This window comes from Pelagibius sp. CAU 1746 (assembly GCF_039839785.1).
Taxonomy (GTDB): Bacteria; Pseudomonadota; Alphaproteobacteria; order Kiloniellales; family Kiloniellaceae; genus Pelagibius.
Genome location: NZ_JBDOQT010000001.1, coordinates 254,546 through 279,530, shown reverse-complemented (window position 1 = coordinate 279,530; position 24,985 = coordinate 254,546). Strand labels below are relative to the sequence as shown.

The window sequence follows — 24,985 nt, the reverse complement described above, 5'->3', positions numbered from 1 at the left end:
ATTATGAAGATCAAGACTATCAAGGTTTACCAGGTCGACCTGCCGCTGCACGAGGGTCAGTACAACTGGTCGGGCGGCAAGTCCGTCCAGACTTTCGACTCGACGGTCGTCCTCATCGAGACCGACGAGGGGCTCAGCGGAATCGGAGAGTCCTGCCCGCTTGGCCCGGTCTATTTGCCGTCCTACGCCGCCGGCGTCAGGACCGGCATCAAGGAACTGGCGCCGCAGCTCATCGGCGACGATCCGACCCAGGTTTCGGTCATGTCGCGCAAGATGGACGCCCTGCTGAAGGGACACCCCTACGTCAAGTCCGCGATCGACGTGGCCTGCTGGGATATCCTCGGCAAGTCGGCCGGCCGCCCGGTCGTTTCGCTGCTCGGCGGCCGCGACGGCGAGGCCGTTCGCCTGTATCGGGCGATCTCGCAGGAAGACCCCGAGATCATGGCCAGGAAGGTCAAAGGCTACAAAGACGAAGGCTATACCTGTTTCCAGCTCAAGGTCGGCGGCGATCCGGACACCGATATCGAGCGTATCCACGCGGTCCGCGACATGCTCGATTCCAGCGACGTTCTGGTCGCCGACGCCAACACCGGCTGGAAGCTGCATGCCGCAAAGCGCGTCGTCTCGGCGGTCAGGAAGCTCGATGTCTACATCGAGCAGCCCTGCGAAACCTATGAGGAATGCCTCAGCGTTCGCGAGCATACGGACCTGCCGTTCGTGCTCGATGAAAATATCGACAGCCTGGAGATGGTGCTCCGCGCGGTTGCCGACCGCGCCATGGATGCGGTGAACATCAAGATCAGCAAACTGGGCGGCCTGACCAAGGCGCGGCTCGTCCGGGATCTGCTCTGTCCGCTCGGCATCGCCTTGACCATTGAAGATACCTGGGGCGGCGACATCGTCACCGCGTCCATCGCCCATCTCGCCCATTCGACGCCCTCCGGCAACCGCCTGACGTCGACTGACTTCAACAGCTATGTGACGCATGATCTCGCCGAGAACGCACCCAGGCGGGTAGACGGCTTCATGCAGGCGCCCGGCCGGCCCGGCCTCGGCATCGATCTGATTCCGGAGGCCGTTGGCGAACCGGTCATGGTGTTCAGCTAGGTCGATCCCGCAGGCGTTCCTCTTTGCGGCGCCGTCCGGGATTGCCGCTTGGGCGACGGCGGGATGTTTTGAAGCGGTGCCGCTGGCGGTCTCACGCCAACGGTACCCAAGTTCGCTTCCGGGAGGAGTCCGGCGTCAGCGGATGCTTAAGGTCCGCTCAGGCGCCTCCGGTTGTGCGGCTCGGAGAACGCCGGCCGCTTTCCGGGCCCTCGCCTAGAGCAGATCTGGGCCGGCTGGAATCGCCCAAGGCGATCCGCCGGCCCTGTGACTCTGCTCTACACCTTTGAGATCGATCGGGGTCACACGATTAGGCGGTGCCTGCGCGATTCGCGCGCAAGCGGGCATCGACCGTGGCGACGATCTCGTCGACCTCCGCAAGCTGCAGGCCCCGTTGCTTGGCCAGGATGTGGATCAGCTTGTCGACGCGCTCGACGTCCCGGGCCCCCGCATCGAGGGCGCGCGCGACCGACGACGGCTTGGCAAGCCCCTTGGCGGCATTGGCGTACTTCTCGAAAGGCACGAGATCTTCCGGCGCGGCCCCCAGTTCGACGCAGAGATTGCAGACCCAGTCGAAGACCTTGCGCGACGTCTCCACGTCGCCGTGCACCGCCTCGCGGATCGGGCGCACGCTGTCCGGGCCGACGCAGCGATAGTTGCCGGTAAGCAGCATCGCCCACTTCGCCAGGGGGACATAGAGGGAGTCATGCACGCGCAGCTTGACCGGCAATTCCACCTTGCCGTCCTCGGTATCGAAGCGGATCGCGTCGATGCTCGCCTCGATGTCGCGCAGCATCCTGGTGTGCTGTTCGGATTCGAAGGGCGCCGCCTTGAAGTTCGTCGGCAGGCTGACCTGCAGCACGTTGAGGGACTCCTCGGGCGGCCGAAAGGCCTGAGGGTCGGGGCTGACCAGGGTCATGAGCGACGGATCCAAGGCATCCCAGATGCTGGCATCGGTGTAGCACTCCCGCAGCGCCTCGGTATCCAGCCCCGGAATGCGCGCGAGGAAGGTCTTGGGCGGCATGTTCATGATGGACAGGCAGGGAACTTTCGCCTTCGCCGCGGCGGCGAGCAGGCCCCGCGGTCCGTCGGCGCGGTATTGCGGCTCCTGCATTGCCAGGGCCATCAGGTCGTAGTCGGCGGGATCGACCTGGTCGGTCGTCGCCGCGTTCAGCTTGCCCGGCAAGTTGCGCGAGTCGATCTCGACAAGGCCTTCGCGGCCCTTCACCGGCATCCGCACTCTGGTGCCCTCGGCGTTGATCAGTTCGGCTTCTTCCGGAAGGCACACAAGCGTGGCGTTGTGCCCTGCCAGCGACAGCTTCGTCGCCAACAGAGAACCATAGGAAGCGCCGAGGATAAGTACGTTGTAACTGGCTGAAGCCATCAAAACTCTCCCAACCCATTAAGTCTGCGCGGCGCCGAGGCGCCGGTTCGGTCTCGTTGTTTATGACAGGACGCCCATGAACCTCGTCGATGTGGATTCAACTGGCGTCGGCCGCATCGGCACCTTTGGCGATGCGGTATTCTTCCCGGATCGCCTGAATGACGATCGTGCTGGTTTCGTGAAGGTGGTCACGGAGCAACTCGCTCAACCTCTCGCCGTCGCGCTGGGCGAGGGCGGTCATGATCTCCTCGTGTTCCTTCGCCGACTCGTCCCACCGCGACTGCGAGAAGTTGGCGGTATAGCGGGCGCGCCGGATCTTGCCATGATAACGCTCGTAGTCGGCCGCCAGGAAGCGGTTTCCTGTGTAGATTGCGAGCTTCAGGTGGATCTTCTGGTTCAGATCAAAGTAGTCTTTTCTGAGCCCGTCGCAATGCATGGCCAGCATTCTGCGGTGCAGGTCCTGCAGTTCTTCGATCTGAGCGCCGGTGGCGCGGGCCGCGGCCAGTCTCCCGACTTGGGTTTCCAGGCCTTCCATCATCTCGAAGATTGCCTGCACGTCTTCGATGGTGATGTCCGTGACCACCGCGCCCAAGCTGGGCATCAGCTTCAGCAGCCCTTCCGACGCCAGAACCTTGATCGCCTCGCGCAAGGGGGTGCGCGAAATCCCCAGTTCGGCACAGAGCGAGGGCTCGTCGATGCGCTGGCCGGGGGGCAGCGACCGGTCCACGATCATCTCACGCAGGACGGCAACCGTCTCGTCGTGCAGGGACATCCGACGGATGGTCCGGCGCGAGCCGGGGGTCCGGGACCGCGGGCTAGGGGGCATTCTTGGCTCTCGAGTTTTCAACCGGGCACGCAATTGCTGACGGCCGGTGGGATTAACTGCGCTCGCAAATTATGGTGTGAGCACCAAATTTGAATTGCGTCATTATAAATTCATAATTATGAATTATCAAGCTTGCCGCCGGCCCGAATCCCGCCGGAAGGAGCGACGCATCGCCGCCCCGGTCTCCATAAGCCGCAGTGCCCCCGCAGCGCAAGGCGATCGAGGCGCTCGCCGGCGTCGGCCCGGGCCGGCCGGTTCGAATCCGTTCGACCGGGCGCCGCAAGGGGGCTCGGCAGAGCGAGCGGCGCAGGCCGATGACGCCGCGGTCCTCACTCTGGGGGCAGGGGCCGCCGCGACCCGGCGGCATAACGACAATCCGGTGGTGGAGGCGATGCCTTGAGAATTCTGTTGATCAATCCGAACACCAGCAGCGGCGTTACGGCGCGCCTCCACGCCGCCGCCGCCAACGTCGCCGCTCCCGGTACGGAAATCGTACCTGTGACCGCGTCCAAGGGCGTTCCTTACATTTCCACAAGGGCCGAGGAAATCGTCGGCGGCCATGCCGTGCTGGAAATTCTTTCCGAGGAAAGCACGCAGGCTGACGGCGCGATCATCGCGGCCTTCGGCGACCCGGGTCTGGGCGGCGCGAGGGAGCTGTTCGACATTCCCGTCGTCGGGCTGGCCGAAGCGGGCATGGCCACGGCAACGATGCTTGGCCGCAACTTCAGTATCGTCACTTTCGCGACATCGCTCGGATCCTGGTACCAGGAATGCGTCGATTGGCACAAATTCTCGAGCCGCTGCGTCAGCATCCGGGCGCTCGACAAGCCCTTCAAATCGATCGACGACGTCAGCGAGGAAAAGGAAGACCTGCTTGCCGAACTCGCCAACACGGCGGTATCGGAAGACGGGGCGGACGTGGTGGTCCTGGCCGGCGCGCCTCTCGCCCTCCTGGCGTCGCGCATCCGCGACCGGGTCCCGGTCCCCCTGGTCGACTGCGCCGAGGCGGCGATCAAGCAGATGGAGCTGCTGGTGACGCTGAAGTTCCGCAAGGCGGCGGCCGGAAACTTCCGGCGGCCCGTGGCGAAAAGCTCTCTCGGATTGAGCGCGTCCCTCTCGGCGCGGCTGGCCCACCAGGATGTTTCTTAGAAGGCTGGACCGCCGGCCCATCGCGGTTCCGTGAAGGCCGGGTTCTCTGGCCGGGGGCGCCGGAACCCGGCAGCTCGGCGGCGGGCTTTCCGGGGGCGGACCGGCGGGACCAGCGTCCGCAAGAAATGCGATAATCAGCTAGATATTTCCGATTGTGTCGTGATAAGAGGCTGTCCTATCGGAGGAAGCCTGTCGAAATGAAATCAAAGCCGATGGTCAGGGGGGCTGGCCGAAACGGGAGCTTCAAGGGCCGACCGTCGCTGCACGACGAATTGGTCGCCACCGTGCGCGATATGATCCTGGAAGGCGAGCTCGCGCCGGGGACACGGATTCCCGAAGTGGCCATTTGCGAGCAACTGGGGGTGTCCCGGACGCCGCTCCGCGAGGCGCTCAAGGTCTTGGCCTCGGAGGGGCTTGTCGTGCTCCTGCCGCGCCGTGGCAGCATGGTCTCGGAAGTCAGCGTCGAGGAAATCTCGGCGGTGTTCGAGGTCATGGCGTCGTTGGAGGCGCTGATCGGCGAGTTGATTGTCGAGCGCGCGACCGAGGCCGACATTGCCGAGCTCGACAAGATGCACGCCAAGATGATGGCGGCCCACAGCGACGGAAATCGGACGGCGTATTTCCGGCAGAACCAGAAAATCCACTACCGCCTGGCCAGCCTGGCCCGCAATCCCGTCCTCGAGAGCACCTACGAGACCTATTCCAGGAAAATTATGCGCGGCCGCTCCGTCGCCAACCTGGACCAGTTTCGCTGGGACGAATCGGCGAGAGAGCACGAGGGCATCATGGAGGCCCTGCGGAAGAGGAACGGAAGGCTTCTCGCGGAGCGCATGAAGGAGCACAGCGAACTGACGGCGAAGTTCGTGGTGGACATTCTCGGCCATCATTCGGACAGCAGCATCTCTCCGGCCGAACCGTAGGGACCCTATCGCCGCCTGATCGGGGAGGGCGGCCCGATCGGCTTAGGTCAAGCGGCTGCGGGGGCCGCTTTTTTTATGCGCCCGCTTTCCTTGGAAAGGCGTCCGTGGAGGCTTCCCGCGGCGCGGCGCGCGCGCCCCGATCGATGGCCGGAACTCCGGACCGTGTCTTCGCGGCGCCGTGTCGTCCTGACTCCTTCGTCCCCGGAGTTGGTGTTCTGGTCAATAATATCGTTTAATAATATCATGTTACGATTTTTATAATTAAATATTATTGATTATAATGAACCTGGCCTGCTATTGGTGGCGCAGAAAAGATAAGACAGGCGCCGGCACGGCGCCCGGACATCGGGGAGGCGTCGACGTGGCGGACAGGCAGGAACAGTACGATCTCGTCATCCGGGATGTGGATATTCTGACCGGCGACCGCGATCAGTCCGTGATCCGCGAAGGCTATCTGGCCGTCAAGGGCGGGCGGCTGGCCGCTCTCGGGCCGGTCGGCGGACTTGCGGCGGAGGCAGTGGCCGCGCGGACGATTTCGCTGCCGGGCCGCGTCGCGACGCCCGGCTTCATCAATGTCCATACCCATGCCATCTTGTCGATGGTCCGTGGCGTTGCCGAAGACATGGGGTTTGCCCCCGCCTATACGCCGGGCGTGCCGCACGGCCATGACGTGACGCCCGATGAAGCCGTGGCGCTCGGCCGCCTGGGCGCGCTGGAAGCCATGATGTTCGGCTCCACGCTCATCAACGACACCTACGTGCATCAGGACCTGACCTTGCCGGCCATGGCGGGGGTCGGATTGCGGGTCTATGCCTGCGGCCGGATACATGACGTCGATTTCTCGCGGGTGCACGAGCAGATCTGGGAGGTCGATCCCAAGATCGGCGAACGGACTCTCGGCTTGGCGGTCGATCTCGCCGAGAAGTATCACGGAGCCGACAACGGGCGGATGGGTGTCCAATTGGCCGCACATGCGCCCGATACCTGCTCGCGCGAGCTTCTGTGCGCGATCCGCGACCTGCGTGATGAAAAGGGGCTTCGCGTCACCTCCCATCTGTCGCAAAGCGGTATCGAGGTGGAGCGCATTCTGGAGCGCGAAGGGATGCGTCCGCCTGAATTTCTGGAGGATATCGGGCTCCTGGACGACCGCCTTCTCGCCGCGCACTGCATTTTTGTGGACGACGCCGATATCAGGCGGATCGGCGCCGCCGGCGTCAACGCCATCAACATCGCCAAGGGCAACGCGACGGGCGGCACCATGGCGCCGACGACCGAGCTGCGCCGGGCGGGGGCGAACCTGACGCTCGCGACCGACAATATGCATGCCGACATGGTCGAGGTGATGCGCTGGGCCCTCTGCGTCGGACGCCTGAAGGAGCAGCGGGTGACGGAGTTCTGGCAACCGGAGACGGTTTTCCGGATGGCGACCATGAACGGCGCGAAAGCGATGGGCCTGGACTCGGAGATCGGGTCGCTCGAGGCCGGCAAGCGCGCCGACCTGGTGCTGTTCGATTTCCGGCAGCCGCACCTGACGCCGAAGCTGGATCTGCTCGGCAACCTCGTCCACACCGGCCAGGGCCGCGACGTCGAGATGGTGATCGTCGAAGGGGACATCGTGGTCGAGGACGGCAGGCCGACCAAGGTCGATCCGGCCGAGATCATTCGCGATGCCGAGAATGCGGCACAGGCGCTTTGGCGGCGTGCGCGGGATGAAGTCTAACTGGTCAACCCCGTTAATTATCAATGACTTAAATACGTTTATCCGGGAGAAGTCATTGGAAACAAATCTAATCTTGCATTTATAATTATGAATTACTTATTATGAGCCTGTCGGCCATCGCTTGCCGGCCAAGCCGTACGAACAAAACGATGCGGCGTGAAATCTTCAGCACTACGGGGCTTGCGTCATGTTCTTCGAAAATCACGCACATCCGTCACCCGGCCTTCGCGGTCGCTCCGGTTTTTCGCCGGGCCGCGCCGCGCTTCGGGATGCCGTGTGCCTGACTGACGGTTGCCTTCAACTCAACCGGATTGCACCGGCCACTTGGCCGCTGTGACGGGGCGTATCCGGGGCCGCTGAGGCCCGCGGTGCGGCCCGTTCGAGTTTGAATTCGGAAAGCTAAGGGAGACAAGATCAGGATGTTTGGATTTCTAAAGCGGCAAAAAGCCTCTCGATTCGTCAGCGCCGTGGCGCTGTGTGCGGCTGGCGCGATGACTGTCGGAGCGGTGTCCGAAGCCTCGGCGGCGGAACGTCTGCGCATCGCCGGAAACTTTCCCCTGGAGCACACCGCGACCGGGGCGATGAAGATCTTCAAGGAAGAGCTGGAAAAGCAAACGAATGGCGAGGTGGTGGCCGACCTCTTCCCCGCCATGCAGTTGGGTGGCGCGCAGGAGAACGTCGACCAGGTCCGCTCGGGCACCATCTTCGCGGTGTTCACCAGCATCGCCTATTTCACCCGCACCGTGCCGGAACTGGATGCGGTGAACCTGCCGTTCCTGTTTTCCTCCCGTGACGTCGCGTTCAAGGTCATGGACGGCCAGGTTGGGCGGACCTTCGACGCCAAGCTGGCGGAGAAAGGCTTCGAGAACCTCGGTTACATGGAACTCGGCTTCCGCCACGTGACGAACAATGTCCGTCCCTTGAAGACCATCGATGACTTCCAGGGCCTCAAGATCCGCTTGCAGCCGAGCGAGACCCATATCGCGTCCTTCCGCGCCGTGGGCGCCAACCCGACGGCGATGGACATCAAGGAGGTCTACTCGGCCCTGCAGCAGGGCGTTCTGGACGGTCAGGAGAATCCTTACAACATCATCGCCACCCGCCGCTTCGACGAAGTGCAGGCCCACCTCTCCGACAGCGGCCATTTCTTCGACTTCATCAATGTCGTCGCCAACAAGCGCAAGTTCGACAAGTTGAAGCCGGAGTGGCAGCAGGCCATCCGCGACGCCATGGCCAAAGCCGTGGCCTGGCAGCGCAAGACCGCCGCCGATCAGGACCTGGAGCGCCGCGACGAACTGGTCAAGCGCGGCATGACCTTCACGCCGATCTCGCTGGAAACCCGCCAGGCGCTTCGTGAGGCGACCAAGGATATCGTCAACCAGGTGCGCGACCGCGTCGGCGGCACCATCGTCGACGATGTTCTGGAATCGGTTAAGGCCGCCGAAGCCGGTTGACCGCGGCTGCCTGCGGATGGGGGACGGCCTCCCGGCCGTCCCCACCCTTCCACGGAGAAAACCGAAAATGCTGCGCCGTATGCTTGAGCGAATAGACCGGGTGTCCCACTGGGCGATCGTGCTCGTCATGGGCGGCATGGCGTCGATCGTGTCGATCCAGGTGCTGTTCCGTTACGTCTTCAACTACTCGATCGATTCGGCGGACGAACTCTCCCGCCTCTTCTTCGTCTGGTCGATCTTTCTCTCCATTCCGCACGGCGTGCGGTTCGGTATACACGTCGGTATCGACCTGCTGGTCAGAAACCTGGACGAAGCGGTCAAGGACAAGCTGGGGCGCTCCCTCAACGCGGTGTCGGCCGTCTTGATGGGTTTCGTCTTCGTCATCGGCTGGCAGGCGACCATGGATAAATGGCCGGAGCTCATGCCGACCCTGCCGGTTTCCGCCGGGCTTTACTATGTGGCGGTGGTCATCTGCGCCGGGCACTCGTTCCTGCACCTTGTCTACCTGGCGTGGCACGGCAACGGCGCCTGGGACGCGGCACAAAACGCCGACGAAATGGTGTCCTGATGACGGCTGTAGTTCTCATCCTTTTCTGCGTGCTCGCAGCGGTTGGAATGCCGCTCGCCTTTGCGCTCGGTATGGCGTCGCTCGGCGCGCTCTGGTACGCGGATATCGAGCTGACGGTGCTCGCCCAGCGCATGATGCATGCCGTCGACAGCTTTCCGCTGATGGCCATTCCCCTTTTCATGCTGGCTGGCGAGGTCATGCTCAAGGCGGGGATCATTCATCGTCTGATCGACTTCGCGAATGCGCTCGTCGGCCGGGTTCATGGCGGTCTCGCCCATGTGACGATCCTCTCCGGCATGTTCCTAGCGTCGGTCAGCGGCGCGGCGGTGGCCAGCGCCAGCGCGCTGGGCAACACCCTGGTGCCGGCGCTGCGTAAGCACTACGACGACGACTATTCCAGCGCGGTCGTCGCATCGGCCGCGAACCTGGGTCCCGTGATTCCGCCGAGCAACGCCATGATCGTCTATGCCCTCATGGCCGGCTCCAGCGTCTCCGTCGGCGGCCTCTTCATGGCCGGCATCGTCCCCGGAATCATTCTGACCGTGGGATTCATGGTGATTGCGACCGTCGTCTCGCGCCGCCGCGGCTACGAGCTGACCGGCAAGCGGTTCAGCCTTCGCGAAGTGGTCAGTCAGGGTCGCAAGGCGTTCATCATCGTCCTGATGCCGATCCTGGTGGTCGGCGGCATCGTGATCGGCGTCTTCACGGCGACCGAAGGTGCGGCCATTGCGGTGGTCTACTCGGTGTTCGTCGGGTTCTTCGTTACGCGCACCCTCAAGCTCAGCGATCTTCCCGGGTGCCTGTTCCGCGGCGCCGTCACCGCCTCCATGGTGGGGGCGCTCATCGCGTTCGCGTCGGCGGTGACCTTCGTCTTCACGATCGACCTCGTGCCGCAGCAGCTCTCGGACCTTCTGCAGTCGATCACCTCCGATCCCCTGACCTATATCCTGTTGGTCATGGTGTTGCTGATCGTCGTCGGCATGCTGGTGGAATCGAATGCGGCCTATATCATGCTTGTGCCGCTCTTTGCGCCGGTTGCGCTCAGCTTTGCGATCGACCCGCTCTATTTCGGGTTCCTGTTCATGTACAACCTGGTCATCGGCATGATGACCCCGCCGGTCGGAGTCCTGCTCTTCGTCATGTGCGGGATCACCAAAATTCCGATGACTTCTCTGATCAGCGCCGTGTGGCCCTATGTAATCTGGCAGTTCGTCGTGCTGGCCCTTTGCATGATCTTCCCCGATCTCGTGCTGGCATTGCCGCGGTTCCTGGGTTTCTAGTCTTTAAGGCAGCCGTTGGGGCGAATTAGAAGAGGATAAGTAAGAGTATGAAGAGCAGAAAACTTCTGGGGATGCTCACGCCGTCGTCGAACACGGTCCTGGAGCCAATGTCCTCGGCTATCGTCTCGGACTGCCCGGATATCACCGTACATTTTGGCCGCTTCAAGGTGACGGAGATATCTGCCAGGAAAGAAGCGCTCGAACAGTTCGATACCGCCCCTATGATCGCCGCCGCCAAGCTGCTGGCCGATGCCAAGGTGCAGTCCATTTGCTGGAACGGCACCTCGGCCGGATGGCTGGGTTTCGATTCGGACAGGCGTCTCTGTAACGAGATCACGGCCAGCACCGGGATTCCGGCGACGACCTCGGTCCTCGCCATGGCGCAGGCCTTCCGCGCGCAGGGGGCCGACCGAATCGGCCTGGTGACACCCTATCTGGACGAGATTCAGGAGCGGGTGGTTTCGACCTTTGCGAAGGAAGGCTTCGAATGCGTATCCGAGCGGCATCTCAACGATCCCGGCAACTTCTCTTTCTCAGAGATTTCGGAAGATACCATTGCCGGGATGGTGCGCGAAGTCGCCCGTGACAAGCCGCAGGCGATCACCATCTTCTGTACCAACCTGCGCGGCGCGCGGATCGTGCCGCAACTCGAAGCGGAAATCGGGATACCGATCTTCGATACCGTATCGCTGGCAATCTGGAGTGGATTGCGCCTGATCGGCGAGCCCACGAACCGAATCAAGGGTTGGGGCCAGTTGTTCGAGCTGGGTGATGATGCACCGGAAAGCATGCGAGCCGCGATCTGACGCGGCTTTGGCGAAAGGGGCCGACTCCGATGAAGGAATTTGATGTCGTCATCCGCAATGGAACCGTCGCCACGGCCGGCGATACGATGTCGTGCGACATCGGCATCGACGGCGGGAAGGTGGCGGCCTTGGGCGTCTCCTTGCCCGAGGGGCGCAGCGAGATCGACGCCACCGGCCTGATCGTGACGCCCGGCGGCGTGGATGCGCACTGCCATCTCGATCAACCGATGGGCGACGGTTCCGAAATGGCCGACGACTTCGAAAGCGGAACGCTGTCCGCGGCTTTTGGAGGAACGACGACGGTCATCCCCTTCGCCTGCCAGATGAAGGGCCAGACGCTTCGCGCCGCGGTGACGGACTATCACGAGCGGGCCAAGGGCAAGGCTTATGTCGACTATGCCTTCCACCTGATCGTCTCGGACGTCAATGAAAGCGTCCTGGGCCAGGAGCTTCCGGCGCTTATCGAGGACGGCTACACGTCGTTCAAGATCTATATGACCTACGACGACCTGAAGCTGGACGACAAGGACATCCTGGACGTACTGGCCGTCGCCAAACGCGAGGGCGGCATGACCATGATACATGCCGAGAACTCCGACTGCATCAAGTGGCTGACCGAACAGTTGGTGGCGGCCGGCTGCACCAGCCCGAAGTATCACGCGGCGTCGCGCCCGGCGCCGGTCGAGCGCGAGGCGACGCACCGGGCGGTCACTTTGGCCGAGATCGTCGACGTGCCGGCGCTCATCGTGCATGTGTCCGGGGAGGAAGCGATCCGGCAGATCCGCGAAGGGCAGGCGCGCGGCGCCCGCATTCTGGGGGAGACCTGCCCCCAGTATCTCTTCCTGACGGCGGACGACCTGGACCTCGACGGCTTTGAAGGCGCCAAGTACATCTGCTCGCCGCCGCCACGCGACAAGTCCAACCAGGACGCCGTCTGGAAAGCGCTTCAGAGCGGCGTCTTCCAGGTCTTTTCCTCCGATCACGCGCCCTTCAGGTTCGACGACCGGAAGGGCAAGAAGCTGAAAGGCGATCATGCCTGCTTCAATCACGTGCCCAATGGCATTCCGGGCCTCGAAACGCGTATGCCGCTGTTGTTTTCAGAAGGCGTGATGAAGGGGCGGATCGACCTCCAGAGGTTTGTGCAGTTGACGGCCACGGAGCCGGCGCGGGTCTACGGCCTGTATCCCCGTAAAGGCACCATCGCGGTCGGCGCCGATGCCGACATCGTGGCGTGGGATCCCAAGCGCGAGGTCACGCTGACCAATGGCCTTTTGCATCACAACGTCGACTATACGCCCTATGCCGGCAAGGTTCTGACGGGCTGGCCCGTTCTGACGATGTCGCGGGGCGAGGTGGTGTGTAGGAACGGCGACCTCGTGGCGCAGAAAGGCCGCGGCGCCTTCCTGCCGTGCGACCGGCCCGAGTACGTGAAAGCGAACCGCGTCGCTTAGACGGCGGTCAGGGGAAACGGTAATGCCCGATAGCACGAGGACCAGAATAAACAGCGATGTATGGGTGGCGCTCTGCGCACTCGCATCGGGCGCCTTCGTCCTGTTCAGCATACCGGCGCAGGTCTCGGGGGAGAGCATTCTCGCAGTGGCCGATATGGGATCGAGCGCCTTCTTCCCGGCCATCGCCGGGATATTCATGCTGATTTGCGGCGGTGTGCTGCTCTTCAAGACGGTCGTGGCGCAAGGGATCCTCGTTCCGGTGCCCGACGACCCGGCGGCGCCGACCGACTTCAGGCGAACGCTGTCCGTGTTCGCGCTGTTCCTGATCTATCTCTTCGCGATCGAAACGCTGGGCATGATGGTGTCGTCAGTCGCCCTGATTGCCGTCATGGCCCTCATTCTCCAGTACGAGAACAAGAAGTTCATTGTGATAAGCGCGGTGGTTTTCCCGGTCCTCGTTTATGTGCTCTTCGAGCGCATCCTGAGAATCCTCCTGCCGCACGGAGTGCTGTTCTGAGATGTTCGATCTGATCCTTCAGGGCCTGGAACTGATTGCCAATCCGGTCAGCATCGGCGCGGCCCTGGCCGGTCTCGCGGCGGGCATCCTCGTCGGCGGACTGCCCGGTCTGACCGCGACCATGGCCGTTGCCGTTCTGGCGCCCTTCACCTTCCTCATGGATGCCACGATCGGTATCCCGTTCCTGCTCGGCGTATACAAGGGCGCGATCTACGGCGGCTCGATCCCCGCCATCGTGATCAACACCCCGGGGACCGCCGCCGCCGCGGCTACGGCCATCGACGGCCATATTCTCGCAAAGCGCGGTCAGGCGCGGCGCGCGCTCGAAATGAGCCTCTACGCCTCCGTCATCGGCGACATGCTGGCGACATTGGTGCTGATCTTCGTCGCGGCGCCGCTGGCGACCATTGCGTTGAAGTTCAGCTCGCCGGAATTCACGATGCTGTTCCTGTTTTCCTTGACCATGGTTGCCGCGGTCAGCGGCGACAGCCTCGTCAAGGGTCTCATCAGTACCGCGCTGGGGATCGGCCTGGCGATCGTCGGCCTCGACCCCATGTCCGGGCAGATGCGGTTCACCTTCGGCAACTTGGACCTCATGGGCGGGGTGTCGCTGGTGCCGCTGCTGATCGGGATGTTCGCCCTCAGTGAAGTACTGCTGCAGGCGGAGCAGGGCGTGCGCAAGCTGGATGTCGCCGGCCTGGAGGCAAACGAGAAGGGCGCGTCCTGGCAGGACGTCAAGTCGTCGCTTCGCACCATTGTCAGGTCGTCGGGAGTCGGCATCGCTCTGGGCGCGCTTCCGGGCTTGGGTGCGGAAATTTCCTGCTGGATCGCCTACGGGCTCGCGCGCAAGAGGTCGAAGAAACCGCAGGAGTTCGGCAAGGGGTCGATCGAAGGCGTCGCCGCGGCGGAGGCCGGCAACAATGCCGTCTGTCCGGCGGCGCTGATCCCCATGCTGGTGTTCGGGATCCCCGGCGACACCATTACGGCGGTTCTCCTGGGCGCCTTCATGGCGCAGGGCCTGCTGCCGGGGCCGCTGCTTTTCCAGAAGCACGGCGACGTGCTGTATGGGCTTTTTGCCTTGCTGGTCTTCACCAACATACTCCTCGTCTTCTTCGGTTACTTCGCGATTCGATACCTGCGGCGGATCGCGCTGATCCCGGGTGGGCTGCTGTATCCCGTGGTGACGGTGATGTGCTTTGCCGGCGCCTTCGCCGTGAATTCCAGCTTCTTCGATCTGATCATCATGGTGGCCGGTGGCGCCGGCGGGTACCTGATGCGCAAGACCGGAGTACCGATCCCCCCGCTGGTCATCGCGATGCTCCTCGCGCCGGGCCTGGAGAACGCGCTTCGCCAGTCGCTCGCGTTCTCGGACGGCAACCTCCTGGTCTTCGTCAGCCGTCCCATCAGCGCCGGAATTTTCGCCTTGCTCGTCGGCGCGTTCGTGCTGGCCGGCTACGCCGCCTGGAAGAAACGCAAAGCGAAGGAAACGCCCCGTCGACCGGTGGCGGAAGAATCACAATCACTAACCAATGGAGGCTAAAATGCGAAAACTTGGAAGCTTGGTTCTGGGAGCACTTCTAGCGGGCGTCGCGGTGGCGCCGGCCTTGGCCGAAAGTTTTCCGGACAAGCCGATCCGCTTCGTCACGCCGTATCCGCCGGGCGGCTCGCACTCCCTGCATGCCGGTATCATCACCACCGTCGCGGAACCCTACTTCGGCCAGCCCATGATCTCCGTGATCCGGGCCGGCGGCGGCGGTGCCGTCGCCGCGGCGCAGATCGCGCAGGGTGAGGCCGACGGATACACCATCCTGTTCGGCGATCCGACCATCAATTCGCTTCGCCCGCAGGTGGAAGACCTTCCCTACAATGTCGACGATTTCGTTCCGGTCGCGCGCATCAACTATTCGCCAGCCGTCTTCGTTGCCTCCAACGATGCGCCCTTCGACGACCTCAAGGGCATGGTCGAGTACGCCAAGCAGAATCCCGACAAGCTGGTCTACAGCTCCGACAACGTCAACGGCTTCACCTATGTGGCGTTCGAAATGCTGAAGCTCAAGAGCGGCACCAAGATGAAGGGCATCACCTTCGGCGGCGGCGGGCCTGCCATCGCGCAGCTTCTCGGCGGCAACACCATGGCCTATGCCGGTGCGCCGAGCGTCGTCGGCGAGCACATCAAGGGCGGCAAGGTGAAGGCCATCTGCGCGACGGACCTGGAGCGTTGGGAAACGCTGCCGGATGTCCCGACCTGCAAGGAAGCCGGTTACGACATCGTGTGGCACTTCTGGCGCGGCGCCCTGGTGAAAAAGGGTGTGTCCGAGGACAAGATCAAGGTTCTTAGTGACGGCTTTGCCAAGTTGGTGGAAGACGAGGGATTCGGGCGCCTGATCGGAAAGATCAATTCGCGGATTGGTTTCCTCGGTTATAAGGAGTTCGGCGAGCTGCTTGCGCGTGAGCAGAAGGAACTCAAGGAACTCTACGCACAAATTGAAAAATAACTCCCTGAAGTGGAAAATCCTGGGCGGAGGGTGTTTTTCTCCCTCCGCCCGCTTTTTTTTCAGGAACGAGGTTAGGGACAAAGGGTGCAGCCGCCGACTTTCACTCTGATCGGGTGTCGATTGCTTGAGTTCGATGCCGTCGATGCACGCGCCGACTCCTTCGATATCGAGATTGCCGACGATACCATTTCCGACGTTCGCCCGTCAGGCGAGCGCGCCCCCCGGGGCGAGGCGGTCGATGCGCAGAACTGCCTGGTGACGCCGGGGCTGATCAACGGACATCATCACTCCCACGAGCATTTCCACAAAGGCCGTTACGACAACCTGCCGCTCGAACTCTGGATGAACTACATGCGGCCGCCGGAGCCGCTGCCGCTGACGCCGCGGGACGTATACCTCCGCACCATGGTCGGTGCCGTCGAGGCGCTCCGCAGCGGGACGACGACGCTGATCGACGATCTGAACGTGAGTCCGGTCCTGCGTCCGGACCACGTCGAGGCGGCCTTTCGGGCCTACGAAGATATCGGCATCCGGTCCCTTGTCGGCATCAGCCTTTTCGATAAGCCCTTCTACCGGGCGATGCCTTTCGTGGAGGAAGAGTTTCCGCCCGGCCTGCAGGCCAGGCTGGCGTCGGGCCCTTCCACCCCGCCGGAGGAGGTTCTGGCCTTCGCCCGCGAACTCGCCGCGGCGCGCCATCCCCGCGACAACCGGGTCGGCTACATCGTTGCGCCTTCGGCGCCGCAGCGATGCAGCGACGAATTCCTGATGAAGACCCGGGCCCTTGCCGACGAGTTCGGCCTTCCGGCGATGATCCACGTGCATGAGACCCGCCTGCAGGCCGTGACGGCTCAGGAGTTCTACGGCAAGACGATGATCGCTCATCTGTCCGACCTGGGATTCCTGAAGAACGACACGAGCCTCATCCATGCCGTGTGGCTGACGCCCGGCGACATCGGGCTTCTGGCCGACTCGGGAACCAGCGTGCAGCACAATCCCACCAGCAACCTGAAGCTCGGCTCGGGGGTTGCTCCGGTCCGCGCTTTGCTCGATGCCGGTGTGAATGTCAGCCTGGGGACGGACGGCTGCGGGTCGACCGAGACATTGAACATGCTGCGGACGGTCAACATGGCGGCTTTGGTCAACAAGCTGCGCGGCGGCGACCGGAAGCGTTGGGTCGGAGCCAGAGAGGCCTGGCGGGCCGGGACGGTCGGCGGCGCTGCGGCCATCGGCCTCGGCGACCGCCTGGGCCGGGTCGCCGCCGGATACCGCGCCGATCTGGCGGTCTACAACCTTTCCTCGATCCCCTTTGCGCCGCTCAACAATCCGCTGCATCAGCTGGTCTTCGCGGCGGACAGCGCGGCACTGAAACATGTCTACGTTGGCGGCGAACCGGTCCTCTACGACGGCAAGCTGACCAAGGTCGACGAGGCGGCCTTGATCGCGGAGATCGGCGATCGGCACCGCTCGCTCGTTCCCCTGATCGCGGAATCCGAAGCCAAGGTCGACGAGATCCGCGCGGCCTATGAGAGGATCTGCGCCCGCTGCGAGGCTTTGGAGATCCCCGAGGAGACCCTGCCGGCGAAAATCCGGTAACGGGAAGCCGCCGTCAGGCCTGCCGGAGGGCTTCTTCCGGGTCCTCCGGCGGCAGGGGCGGGCGGCCCAGGATCATATCGGCCGCCTTCTCGCCGATCATCAGCGCGGGCGCGTTGGTGTTGGCGGCGGGCATGGTCGGCATGATGGAGGTGTCGGCGACCCTCAGTCCCTCCGTGCCGTGCACGCGCAACTGGCTGTTGACGACGGTGTCGGGGCGTTCGGCGGGGCCCATGCGGCAGCTTCCCATGGGGTGATAGGTGGTGTTTCCGGTCTGGCGCGCGTGCTCCAGAAGGTCTTCGTCGCTCTGCACCCCGGCGCCCGGCCAGAGCTCGGCATCGACGTAGCGCGCGAAGGGCGGGCTCTGCATCAGCCTCCGGCCGAGGCGCATCGCGGCGACGATCGCCCTGCGGTCCTCCTCCTCGGCCAGATAGTTCGGCTGGAAGACCGGCTGCTCGAAGGGATCGGCGGAGCGGGCGCGGACATGGCCGCTGCTCCGCGGCCGCTGCTGCCAGCAGCCGACGGTGGCGCCGGGAAAGCTGTCCAGCCCGGCCCACACCCCGGCGGGGTAGCTGGCGGGGGTGAAGGACACCTGGATATCCCCGCAGGACAGCGCCGGGTCGGACTTCCAGAAGCAGTAGACCAGGGTCGGGGTCAGGGCCAGGGCGCCGCGCCGGGTGAGGGCGTAGCGGGCGATTTCCTTGACGATGCCGAGGCCGCGGACCCGGTCGTTGATCGTCGGCAGGCCGCTCATCCGCGCGACCATGCGGGCGGCGAAATGGTCGCGCAGGTTCTCGCCGACCGCGGCCAGCGGCTGGACCACGGGAACGCCGATGCGGTTCAACAACTCCGGCGCGCCGATCCCTGAGATCTGCAGCAGCTGCGGTGACGCGATGGCGCCGCCGCAGAGGATGACCTCCCGTCTTGCCCGGACCACTTCGTCCCTTCCGCTGCGCCGGTAGCGGACGCCGGTCGCGCGGCGTCCCTCGAAGAGGATCCCGGTCGCCTGGGCGCCGGTGCGCAGGTCCAGGTTGTCGCGGCCGCGCAGGGGATGAAGGAAGGAGCGGGCGGGGCTGACCCGGCGGCCGCGGTGGATGCTGCGCTGGACGTAGGAGATGCCTTCCTGGACTGCGCCGTTGTAGTCGGGATTGCGCAAGATGCCCAGGGCCTCGGCCGCGTCCATGAAGGCCTCGCAGAGCGGATCGGCTTCGTCGATGTCGGTGACGACGAAGGGGCCTTGGCGGCCCCGGTAGCGGTCGTCGCCGCTGCCGATGCGCCGCTCGCTGCGCTTGAAGTAGGGGAGGACGTCGCGGTAGCCCCATCCCGGATTGCCCTGCGCCGCCCAGGCGTCGAAGTCGCTGCGGTGGCCGCGGGTGTAGACATGCCCGTTGATCGAACCCGAACCGCCCAGGGTCTTGCCTCGGGACTGGATGAGGCTGCGCCCCGCGGTTCCCCAGCTTGGCTCGGTCCGGTACATCCAGTTGATGGCCGGATTGGAGAGCGTGTAGACCACGGCGGCCGGGATATGAATGAAGGGATGGCGGTCCGGCGGCCCGGCCTCCAGCACGCAGACCGTCGCCTTGCCGCTCTCCGCGAGGCGGCCGGCGACCACGGAGCCGGTGGACCCGGCGCCGATGACGACGTAGTCGAAAGCGTCGGCCATGTCAGAGCCTGATGCCGACGTTTTTCGTCTGGACGTAGCCAAGCAGGGCCTCCTGCCCCTTCTCGCGCCCATAGCCGGAGCGCTTGGTGCCGCCAAAGGGCGTCTCGACGCCGCCGGCCCACCACTCGTTCACATAGACCTGGCCGGCGACCAGGCGGTCGGCGGTCCAATGGGCCAGGCGCAGGCTGCGCGTGTAGACCCCGGCGGCCAGACCGTAGTCGGTTCCGTTGGCGATCGCCACCGCTTCTTCCGGCGTGTCGAAGGGAATGACCACGGCCACCGGGCCGAAGAACTCTTCCTGGGCGATACGCATCCGGGGGCGGACGTCGGTGAAGATGGTCGGCTTCATGAAGTGTCCGGGCCGGTCCGCCAGGCGCGAGCCCCCCGCCGCGAGCGTCGCCCCTTCGTCCAGGCCGGCCCGGCAGAGAGCCTCCACACGCTCCAACTGCTTTGCCGAGATGAGGGGCCCCATGTCGCAGCCCTCGCTGCCCGGTCCGACGCTGCGTGCGGCCGCCTCCGCCTTGAAGCGCGCCACGAAGTCGTCGTGGACCGAGCGATGAACGATGAGCCGGGAGCCGGCTGAACAGATCTGGCCGGCATGGTGGAAGATTCCCCTGGCGGCGCTGCCGGCCGCCTGTTCCAGGTCGGCGTCTTCGTAGACGATGCCGGCCGATTTTCCGCCCAGCTCCATCACGCAGGGAATGACGCGCTCGGCGGCGGCGCGCAGGACGCTCTTTCCGGTTTCGACCGAGCCGGTGAAGACGATGTGGTCGATGTCCCGATGCGCCGCCAGGGCCGCGCCGGCATCGTGACCGTAGCCGCAGATGATGTTGACCGCGCCCGGCGGAACTCCCACCTGCTCGCAGGCTTCGGCGAAGAGGAACAGGCTGAGGGGCGAGTCCTCCGGGGACTTCAGGACCACGGTGTTGCCGGTGATCAGGGCGCAGGCGACGGAGCGGGCGCCGACGGGCAGGGGGCCGTTCCAGGGGACGATCTGGGCGGAAACGCCGAAGGGGGCGTGGATGGTGTAATCCAGCAGGCCCTCGCCAAGCGGAATCTGGCGCCCTTCGAGCTTGTCCGCCATGCCGCCGTAGTAGCGGAGATAGCGCTGGGTCAGGGCGACTTCGGCGCGCCCAGCGGCCAGGGTCTTGCCGTTGTCGAGACACTCGATGGTGGCGATCTCTTCCACCCTCTCGCCCAGTTTGTCGGCAAGCCGGCTTATCAGATCGCCCCGTTCGGACGGCCGCATCGCGGCCAGGGCGCGGTTTTCGAAACAGCGCCGGGCCGCGGCGACCGCCCGGTCGACGTCGGCGGGAACCGCGCGGGCGACCTCGGCGATGGGTTCCGCCGTGGCCGGGTCGCTGACGGCGATGCGCCCGCCGTCGGCGCCGTCGACCCACTCCCCGCCGATGAAGTTTTTCCAGTAGGATCTGATGTGGTTCATTCTGCTATCCTTCGGGCGGGTCGGCCATGGCGGCGCGACGGTCGTGCTTGGAGCCGCCATCATCGTGGCAAGGGGAAGCGCTGGCGAATGCCGATTGCCGATCACGCTATGCCGCATTCGTATGCCTTTGCCGGACAGGCCGGCGGGCTTGCGGCTGGCGCTACGGGCGCGGGTAATAGAGTTCTGGTTCGGAATATTTAATATGGAAATCAAGTGGTTGGAGGACTTCTTGTCCTTGGTCGACACCCGTAATTTTTCGCGGTCGGCCGAAGAGCGCTTCACCACCCAGCCGGCATTCAGCCGGCGCATCAAGGGCCTGGAAGAATGGCTCGGCGCCACCTTGTTCGACCGCAGCAAGCACCCCATCGCCCTGACTCCAGCGGGCGAGCAGTTCCGTCCGATCGCCGAGGAAGTCCTGCGCCGGCTGCTCCAGGGACGTGAAGACGTCCGCCAGACCAGCGAGAACATCGAGAGCGTCATCGTCTTCTCGGCGACGCACAGCCTGTCGCTGACATTCTTCCCGAGCTGGATCAAGCGCATCGAGGAAGGGGCGGGCGTGCTGCGCACCCGCCTCGACTCCAACCAGGTCGCCAACTGCGTGCAGGCCCTGCTGCGCGGCGAGTGCCACTTCATGCTCTGCCATACGCACCCTCTGGTGGAAGTCTCGCTGTCCGACGAGTTTTTCACCTCCCTTAAGGTCGGCGAGGACCGCCTGCTGCCGGTTTCGGCGCCGGCGCCCGAGGGGGGGCCGGTCCATGCGCTCCCGGGGTGCCGGGAACTGCCCGTGTCGTACCTTGCCTATTCCGATACCTCGGCGATCGGCCGGGCGGTCGAACTGGTGATGGCCGGCCGGCCGCAGAAGCCGGTTCTGAACCGGGTTTTCGAATCGCACCTGGCCGGCGTGCTCAAGACGATGTGCCAGGAAGGCCGCGGCCTGGCCTGGTTGCCGGAAAGTCAGATCGAGGATGCCATGAATGCCGGCAAGCTCGTGCTTGCGGGCGAGGAGTCCTGGGGCATCCCGGTGGATATCCGGCTGTTCCGCTCGGTCGATCCCCTGCCGCGGGCCGCCGAGGAGTTTTGGGCCCTGCTGCCGGGCGATGCCGAAAGGGCATCGGACTAGGCTTAGCTTGCATTGGTTGCGCCCGCCGCCCCGTTCTAAGGTCAGGAGTACCGATGACAGCGAGGGCAGGAACGAATGACGGGCAAGACTCCCAGGCGTGTTGCAATTCTCGGGTTGATGCTGGAGAGCAACCGTTTTGCGCCCGCAACGACAAAGTCCGACTATCTGAACCGTGTCTACCTGGTCGGCCGGGACATTCTCCGCGACCTGGAAAGCGCCGACCCTCAGCTGCCTGCCGAGATCCGCGGCTTCGTGTCTCACATGAACGCCAAGTGCGATTGGATGCCGGTGCCGATCCTGGTCGGCCTGGTCGAGGCCGGCGGTCCCATCGACCATGCCTTCTTCCAGCACAACCTGGAGGAGATGAAGCGCCGCCTCGAGGCCGAGATGCCGTTGGACGCGGTCTATGTGTCCAACCACGGCGCCATGGTCACGACGGAGAACGGCGACCCGGACGGCGAGATTCTATCGATGATCCGCGGGGTCGTCGGGCCCGAGGTGCCGGTGGTGGCGACCCTGGACCTGCACGGCAACGTCTCCGAGCGCATGGTCGAAGCCGCCGACGTTCTGGTCGCCTATCGCACCAACCCGCACGTCGACATGCGCGAACGCGGCATGGAGGCGGCCGGCATCGTGATCGAGATGTTTGCCGGCATGCGGCCGAAGGCGGCGCTCCTGCGTTTGCCGCTGGTGCCGCCAACCGTGACGCTTCTGACCGAAGCGGGCCCCTATGCCGACATCATCGACTATGGCCAGACCCTCGTAAGCGATGACATCGTAAACGTTTCGGTTCTGGGCGGCTTCGCCTACAGCGATACGCCGAAGAACGGTCTCGCGATCGTCGTTACCGCCAGTTCCTCGGGCGACCGTGCCCGCGAGGTGGCCCTTCGGATCGCGGAAAAGGCCTGGGCCGACCACCGGCGCTACCGGCCGAGCCTCACGCCGCTGGACGAAGCCGTCTCCAGGGTCCTGGCCGCCGGGCGCGATCCCGGCTTGCCGGCGCTGATCCTGGCGGACGTTGCCGACAATCCGGGGGGCGGCGGCAACGGCAATACCATGTGGATACTGGAAGCCCTTCACGACGCTGGCGCGCGCGACGTCATCGTCGGCATCATCTACGATCCGGCCCTGGCCGCGGAGGCGCACGATCTGGGCGAAGGCGCGGCCTTCCGGGCGGTCTTCAACCGTGTCGAGCCCGATGAGTTCTCCCGCCGTTTCGAGGCGGAGGCGACGGTGGTCCGGCTCAAGGACGGGGACTGTGTCGGGCGCCGGGGCTTCTACGCCCGGCGCCGCATGAACCTTGGGCCGACGGCGCTGCTCGATCTCGGCGGGATTCGGGTGGTCGTCGTATCGATCCGCACCCAATGCGCCGACCCGGTGTTCTTGGAGATGATGGGCCTGGATATCGCCCAGGCACGGGCCGTCGTCGTCAAGTCCCGGGGACACTTCCGGGCCGGCTTCGACGAGTTCTTCGCGGCCGAGCAGGTGGTGGAGGTCGACGCGCCGGGCCTGACGTCGCCCGTGCTCTCGCGTTTCGACTTCAAGCACCTTCCGCGGCCCGCCTTTCCCATCGACGAGCAGGCCGAATGGTCGCCGGTGGACCTGGCCGCGAGCTGAAAATCGTTCGCAGCGGTGGGAAAGCTGCGTTGGTGTGAATGACTTCGCCGCACTATACGCCTACGGCATCGGCCTATCAGGTCTTCGCATTCGCCATGCGGGCACGATGGACTTAGCCTAGCAAACGAGGACACGGGAAATGCGTCCGTCACATTGGAAATCCGAAAGGCTCAAGACGATGAAAAAACTCATCACGCGGACCCTGGCCGTCGCCGCCGCCGCCGCCGTCCTCGGCGCGGCAGCTCCATCGGTCGCCAAGACGATCAAGTTCGGGATGAACGCGCCACAGGGCGACAATCCGGAATGGAATGCGCTGGTCGCCTTCAAGAATCACGTCGAGTACAAGACCGAAGGGGGCATCGAGGTGAAGCTGTTCCCCAGCGCGCAGCTCGGCGCCGAGCGCGCCTGCGCCGAACAGGTTCAGCAGGGCGCCGTGGAGGTCTGCCTGGTCGACACCGGCGCGCTGGCCGGATTCTACAACGACATCCAGGTGCTCTCCATTCCCTATCTCTTCAAGTCCTCGGCCCACGCCTGGGCGGTGTTCGACAGCCCCTTCTTCAAGGACCTGGCGGAGAACATGCGCAAGGACACCGGCATCCGGGTGATGTCCTGGGGTGAGAACGGGTTTCGGGATTTCACCAACAACGTCCGCCCGATCCGGAGTCCGGAAGACCTCAAGGGCCTGAAGATGCGGGTGATGGAAAGCCCGGTGTTCATCCGCTTCGTCGAATCCTTCGGCGCGGCCGCTACGCCGATGCCGGGCTCGGAGATCATCATGGCGGCCAAGCAGGGCGTGATCGACGGCCAGGAAAATCCGGCCCAGGTCAACTACGACTACAACCTGATGGACGTGCAGAAGTACATGTCCACCGACGAGCACATCTTGGGCGTTCATGCCTATATCATCAGCGACAAGTTCTTCGAAGGGCTCAGCGACGATGAGAAGGCGATCGTGCTGGAGGCCGCCACCCTGGCCGCCCGTGTGGAGAACACGCAGAAGCTGGCCGGCGCCAAGAAGTACATCGAACTGATCAAAGCCAAGGGGGTCGAGGTTCACATGACCACCATGGCCGAGAAGGCGGCCTTCGCGGAGGTCTCTCAGGAGCCGGTGCTCGCCTACCTGCGCGAGCAGGTCGGGGCCGACCTTGTGCAGGCTCTACTCGATACGGCCGGGTCCTATGAGGCCGGCCTCTACGGCAACTAGGGCGTAGCGGGCGAAACAGACGCGGGGAGCGGGCCCGGCCCCTTCCCGCGTCTTGCCCTTCCGGAACGGTTTTGCCGTCCGGGCCATGGCGGCGCCGACAAGTGCGACGGAGAACGATGTCGGGAATTCCTAAGCAGCGGCGGCGGCGCCTGACGGGAGGGTCGCGGTGAACAAGCGGGCGTTCCGACTGGGCCTGAGGCTGGCGAACCTGACGGAGATCCTGGCGGCGATTCTTCTGGTCGCCGTCATCGCCATGAACCTGGCGCAGGTGTTTTTCCGCTACGTGCTGGTCGATCCTCTGTCATGGTCCGAAGAGACCATGCGTTACTCCACCACCTGGATGGTCTTCCTTGCCGCCGGTCCCGCCTTGTTCCGTGGCGAGCACATGGTCATCAACCTGTTCAGCGACTTGCGCTCGGCGGGGCTCCGGCGGCTGGCGCAGCGTGCCGTGCTGATTTGTATTGGCGCCTTCTGCGTCCTGCTGATGTGGCAGGGTTTCCCCGCCGCCATCGACAACATGCGCCAGGTCTCGCCGGCGGTCCGCATCCCCATGACGATCCCCTACCTCGCCATACCGGTCGGGGCCACGCTCATGCTTATCAAGGTGGCTTGCCTGATGTTCTTGCCGGATGGGGCTTTCGCCAGCGAAGACTCCGAGGAGAAGCGGCCGTGA

The 24,985-nt window shown here is 64.4% G+C and carries 21 protein-coding genes; 17 read left to right on the top strand and 4 right to left on the bottom strand.

The genetic code is table 11. The features are described from left to right. Positions 1-3: 3 nt before the first annotated feature. Positions 4-1,107 carry a cis-3-hydroxy-L-proline dehydratase gene (locus tag AAFN88_RS01265; protein WP_347517689.1) on the top strand — a complete coding sequence of 368 codons (1,104 nt, stop codon included), beginning with the start codon at positions 4-6 and terminating at the stop codon, positions 1,105-1,107. Positions 1,108-1,414: 307 nt separating this feature from the next. Here AAFN88_RS01265 and AAFN88_RS01260 read toward each other — a convergent pair whose 3' ends face one another. Beyond that, complete coding sequence (locus AAFN88_RS01260) at positions 1,415-2,488, bottom strand: hypothetical protein (protein WP_347517688.1); 1,074 nt, start codon at positions 2,486-2,488, stop codon at positions 1,415-1,417. Between the two features lie 97 nt (positions 2,489-2,585). After that, complete coding sequence (locus tag AAFN88_RS01255) at positions 2,586-3,260, bottom strand: GntR family transcriptional regulator (protein WP_347517687.1); 675 nt, start codon at positions 3,258-3,260, stop codon at positions 2,586-2,588. 450 nt (positions 3,261-3,710) lie between these two features. On the opposite strand from AAFN88_RS01255, the gene AAFN88_RS01250 reads away from it, so the two are divergent. The 12 genes from AAFN88_RS01250 to AAFN88_RS01195 all read left to right on the top strand — a co-directional run bounded on the left by AAFN88_RS01250 (position 3,711) and on the right by AAFN88_RS01195 (position 17,267). Further along, positions 3,711-4,463, top strand: a complete 753-nt coding sequence (locus tag AAFN88_RS01250; protein WP_347517686.1) for an aspartate/glutamate racemase family protein — start codon at positions 3,711-3,713, stop codon at positions 4,461-4,463. A 197-nt stretch (positions 4,464-4,660) separates the two neighbouring features. After that, positions 4,661-5,383, top strand: a complete 723-nt coding sequence (locus AAFN88_RS01245; protein WP_347517685.1) for a GntR family transcriptional regulator — start codon at positions 4,661-4,663, stop codon at positions 5,381-5,383. 361 nt (positions 5,384-5,744) lie between these two features. Continuing rightward, the gene (locus AAFN88_RS01240; RefSeq protein WP_347517684.1) at positions 5,745-7,103 is read left to right on the top strand and encodes an amidohydrolase family protein; all 1,359 of its coding nucleotides are present in this window, start codon (positions 5,745-5,747) and stop codon (positions 7,101-7,103) included. Between the two features lie 491 nt (positions 7,104-7,594). Beyond that, positions 7,595-8,557, top strand: a complete 963-nt coding sequence (locus AAFN88_RS01235; protein ID WP_347517683.1) for a TRAP transporter substrate-binding protein — start codon at positions 7,595-7,597, stop codon at positions 8,555-8,557. Between the two features lie 79 nt (positions 8,558-8,636). Further along, a complete protein-coding gene (locus AAFN88_RS01230; protein ID WP_347517682.1) occupies positions 8,637-9,125 on the top strand; it encodes a TRAP transporter small permease in 489 nt (162 codons plus the stop codon). Beyond that, on the top strand, positions 9,125-10,405 hold the full coding sequence (locus AAFN88_RS01225; RefSeq protein WP_347517681.1) for a TRAP transporter large permease: 1,281 nt from the start codon (positions 9,125-9,127) through the stop codon (positions 10,403-10,405). The genes AAFN88_RS01230 and AAFN88_RS01225 overlap by 1 nt, the downstream gene beginning before the upstream one ends. 47 nt (positions 10,406-10,452) lie before the next feature. Further along, a complete protein-coding gene (locus AAFN88_RS01220) occupies positions 10,453-11,211 on the top strand; it encodes an aspartate/glutamate racemase family protein (RefSeq protein ID WP_347517680.1) in 759 nt (252 codons plus the stop codon). A gap of 29 nt (positions 11,212-11,240) precedes the next feature. After that, the gene (gene hydA / locus AAFN88_RS01215; protein ID WP_347517679.1) at positions 11,241-12,662 is read left to right on the top strand and encodes a dihydropyrimidinase; all 1,422 of its coding nucleotides are present in this window, start codon (positions 11,241-11,243) and stop codon (positions 12,660-12,662) included. Between the two features lie 22 nt (positions 12,663-12,684). Further along, positions 12,685-13,179 (top strand): tripartite tricarboxylate transporter TctB family protein, encoded by a 495-nt coding sequence (locus tag AAFN88_RS01210; RefSeq protein ID WP_347517678.1) that lies wholly within the window; start codon positions 12,685-12,687, stop codon positions 13,177-13,179. Position 13,180: 1 nt separating this feature from the next. Then, positions 13,181-14,719, top strand: a complete 1,539-nt coding sequence (locus AAFN88_RS01205) for a tripartite tricarboxylate transporter permease (RefSeq protein WP_347517677.1) — start codon at positions 13,181-13,183, stop codon at positions 14,717-14,719. Between the two features lies 1 nt (position 14,720). Next, positions 14,721-15,674: a tripartite tricarboxylate transporter substrate binding protein gene (locus AAFN88_RS01200; RefSeq protein WP_347517676.1), complete on the top strand. Its 954-nt coding sequence runs from the start codon at positions 14,721-14,723 to the stop codon at positions 15,672-15,674. A gap of 120 nt (positions 15,675-15,794) precedes the next feature. Further along, entirely contained in the window at positions 15,795-17,267 is a 1,473-nt protein-coding gene (locus AAFN88_RS01195; RefSeq protein ID WP_347517675.1) for an amidohydrolase family protein, read from the top strand. A gap of 13 nt (positions 17,268-17,280) precedes the next feature. Here the strand turns inward: AAFN88_RS01195 and AAFN88_RS01190 are convergent, their stop codons facing one another. Further along, positions 17,281-18,927, bottom strand: a complete 1,647-nt coding sequence (locus AAFN88_RS01190; protein ID WP_347517674.1) for a GMC family oxidoreductase N-terminal domain-containing protein — start codon at positions 18,925-18,927, stop codon at positions 17,281-17,283. A 1-nt stretch (position 18,928) separates the two neighbouring features. Further along, a complete protein-coding gene (locus AAFN88_RS01185; protein WP_347517673.1) occupies positions 18,929-20,371 on the bottom strand; it encodes an aldehyde dehydrogenase family protein in 1,443 nt (480 codons plus the stop codon). Between the two features lie 202 nt (positions 20,372-20,573). Between AAFN88_RS01185 and AAFN88_RS01180 the strand changes: the two genes are divergently transcribed. The 4 genes from AAFN88_RS01180 (at position 20,574) to AAFN88_RS01165 (ending at position 24,985) form a co-directional block, all read left to right on the top strand. Beyond that, a complete protein-coding gene (locus AAFN88_RS01180; RefSeq protein WP_347517672.1) occupies positions 20,574-21,491 on the top strand; it encodes a LysR family transcriptional regulator in 918 nt (305 codons plus the stop codon). A gap of 75 nt (positions 21,492-21,566) precedes the next feature. Continuing rightward, positions 21,567-23,108, top strand: a complete 1,542-nt coding sequence (locus AAFN88_RS01175) for a M81 family metallopeptidase (protein ID WP_347517671.1) — start codon at positions 21,567-21,569, stop codon at positions 23,106-23,108. 178 nt (positions 23,109-23,286) lie between these two features. Beyond that, a complete protein-coding gene (dctP, locus tag AAFN88_RS01170) occupies positions 23,287-24,312 on the top strand; it encodes a TRAP transporter substrate-binding protein DctP (RefSeq protein ID WP_347517670.1) in 1,026 nt (341 codons plus the stop codon). A 166-nt stretch (positions 24,313-24,478) separates the two neighbouring features. Next, positions 24,479-24,985 carry a TRAP transporter small permease gene (locus AAFN88_RS01165; protein WP_347517669.1) on the top strand — a complete coding sequence of 169 codons (507 nt, stop codon included), beginning with the start codon at positions 24,479-24,481 and terminating at the stop codon, positions 24,983-24,985.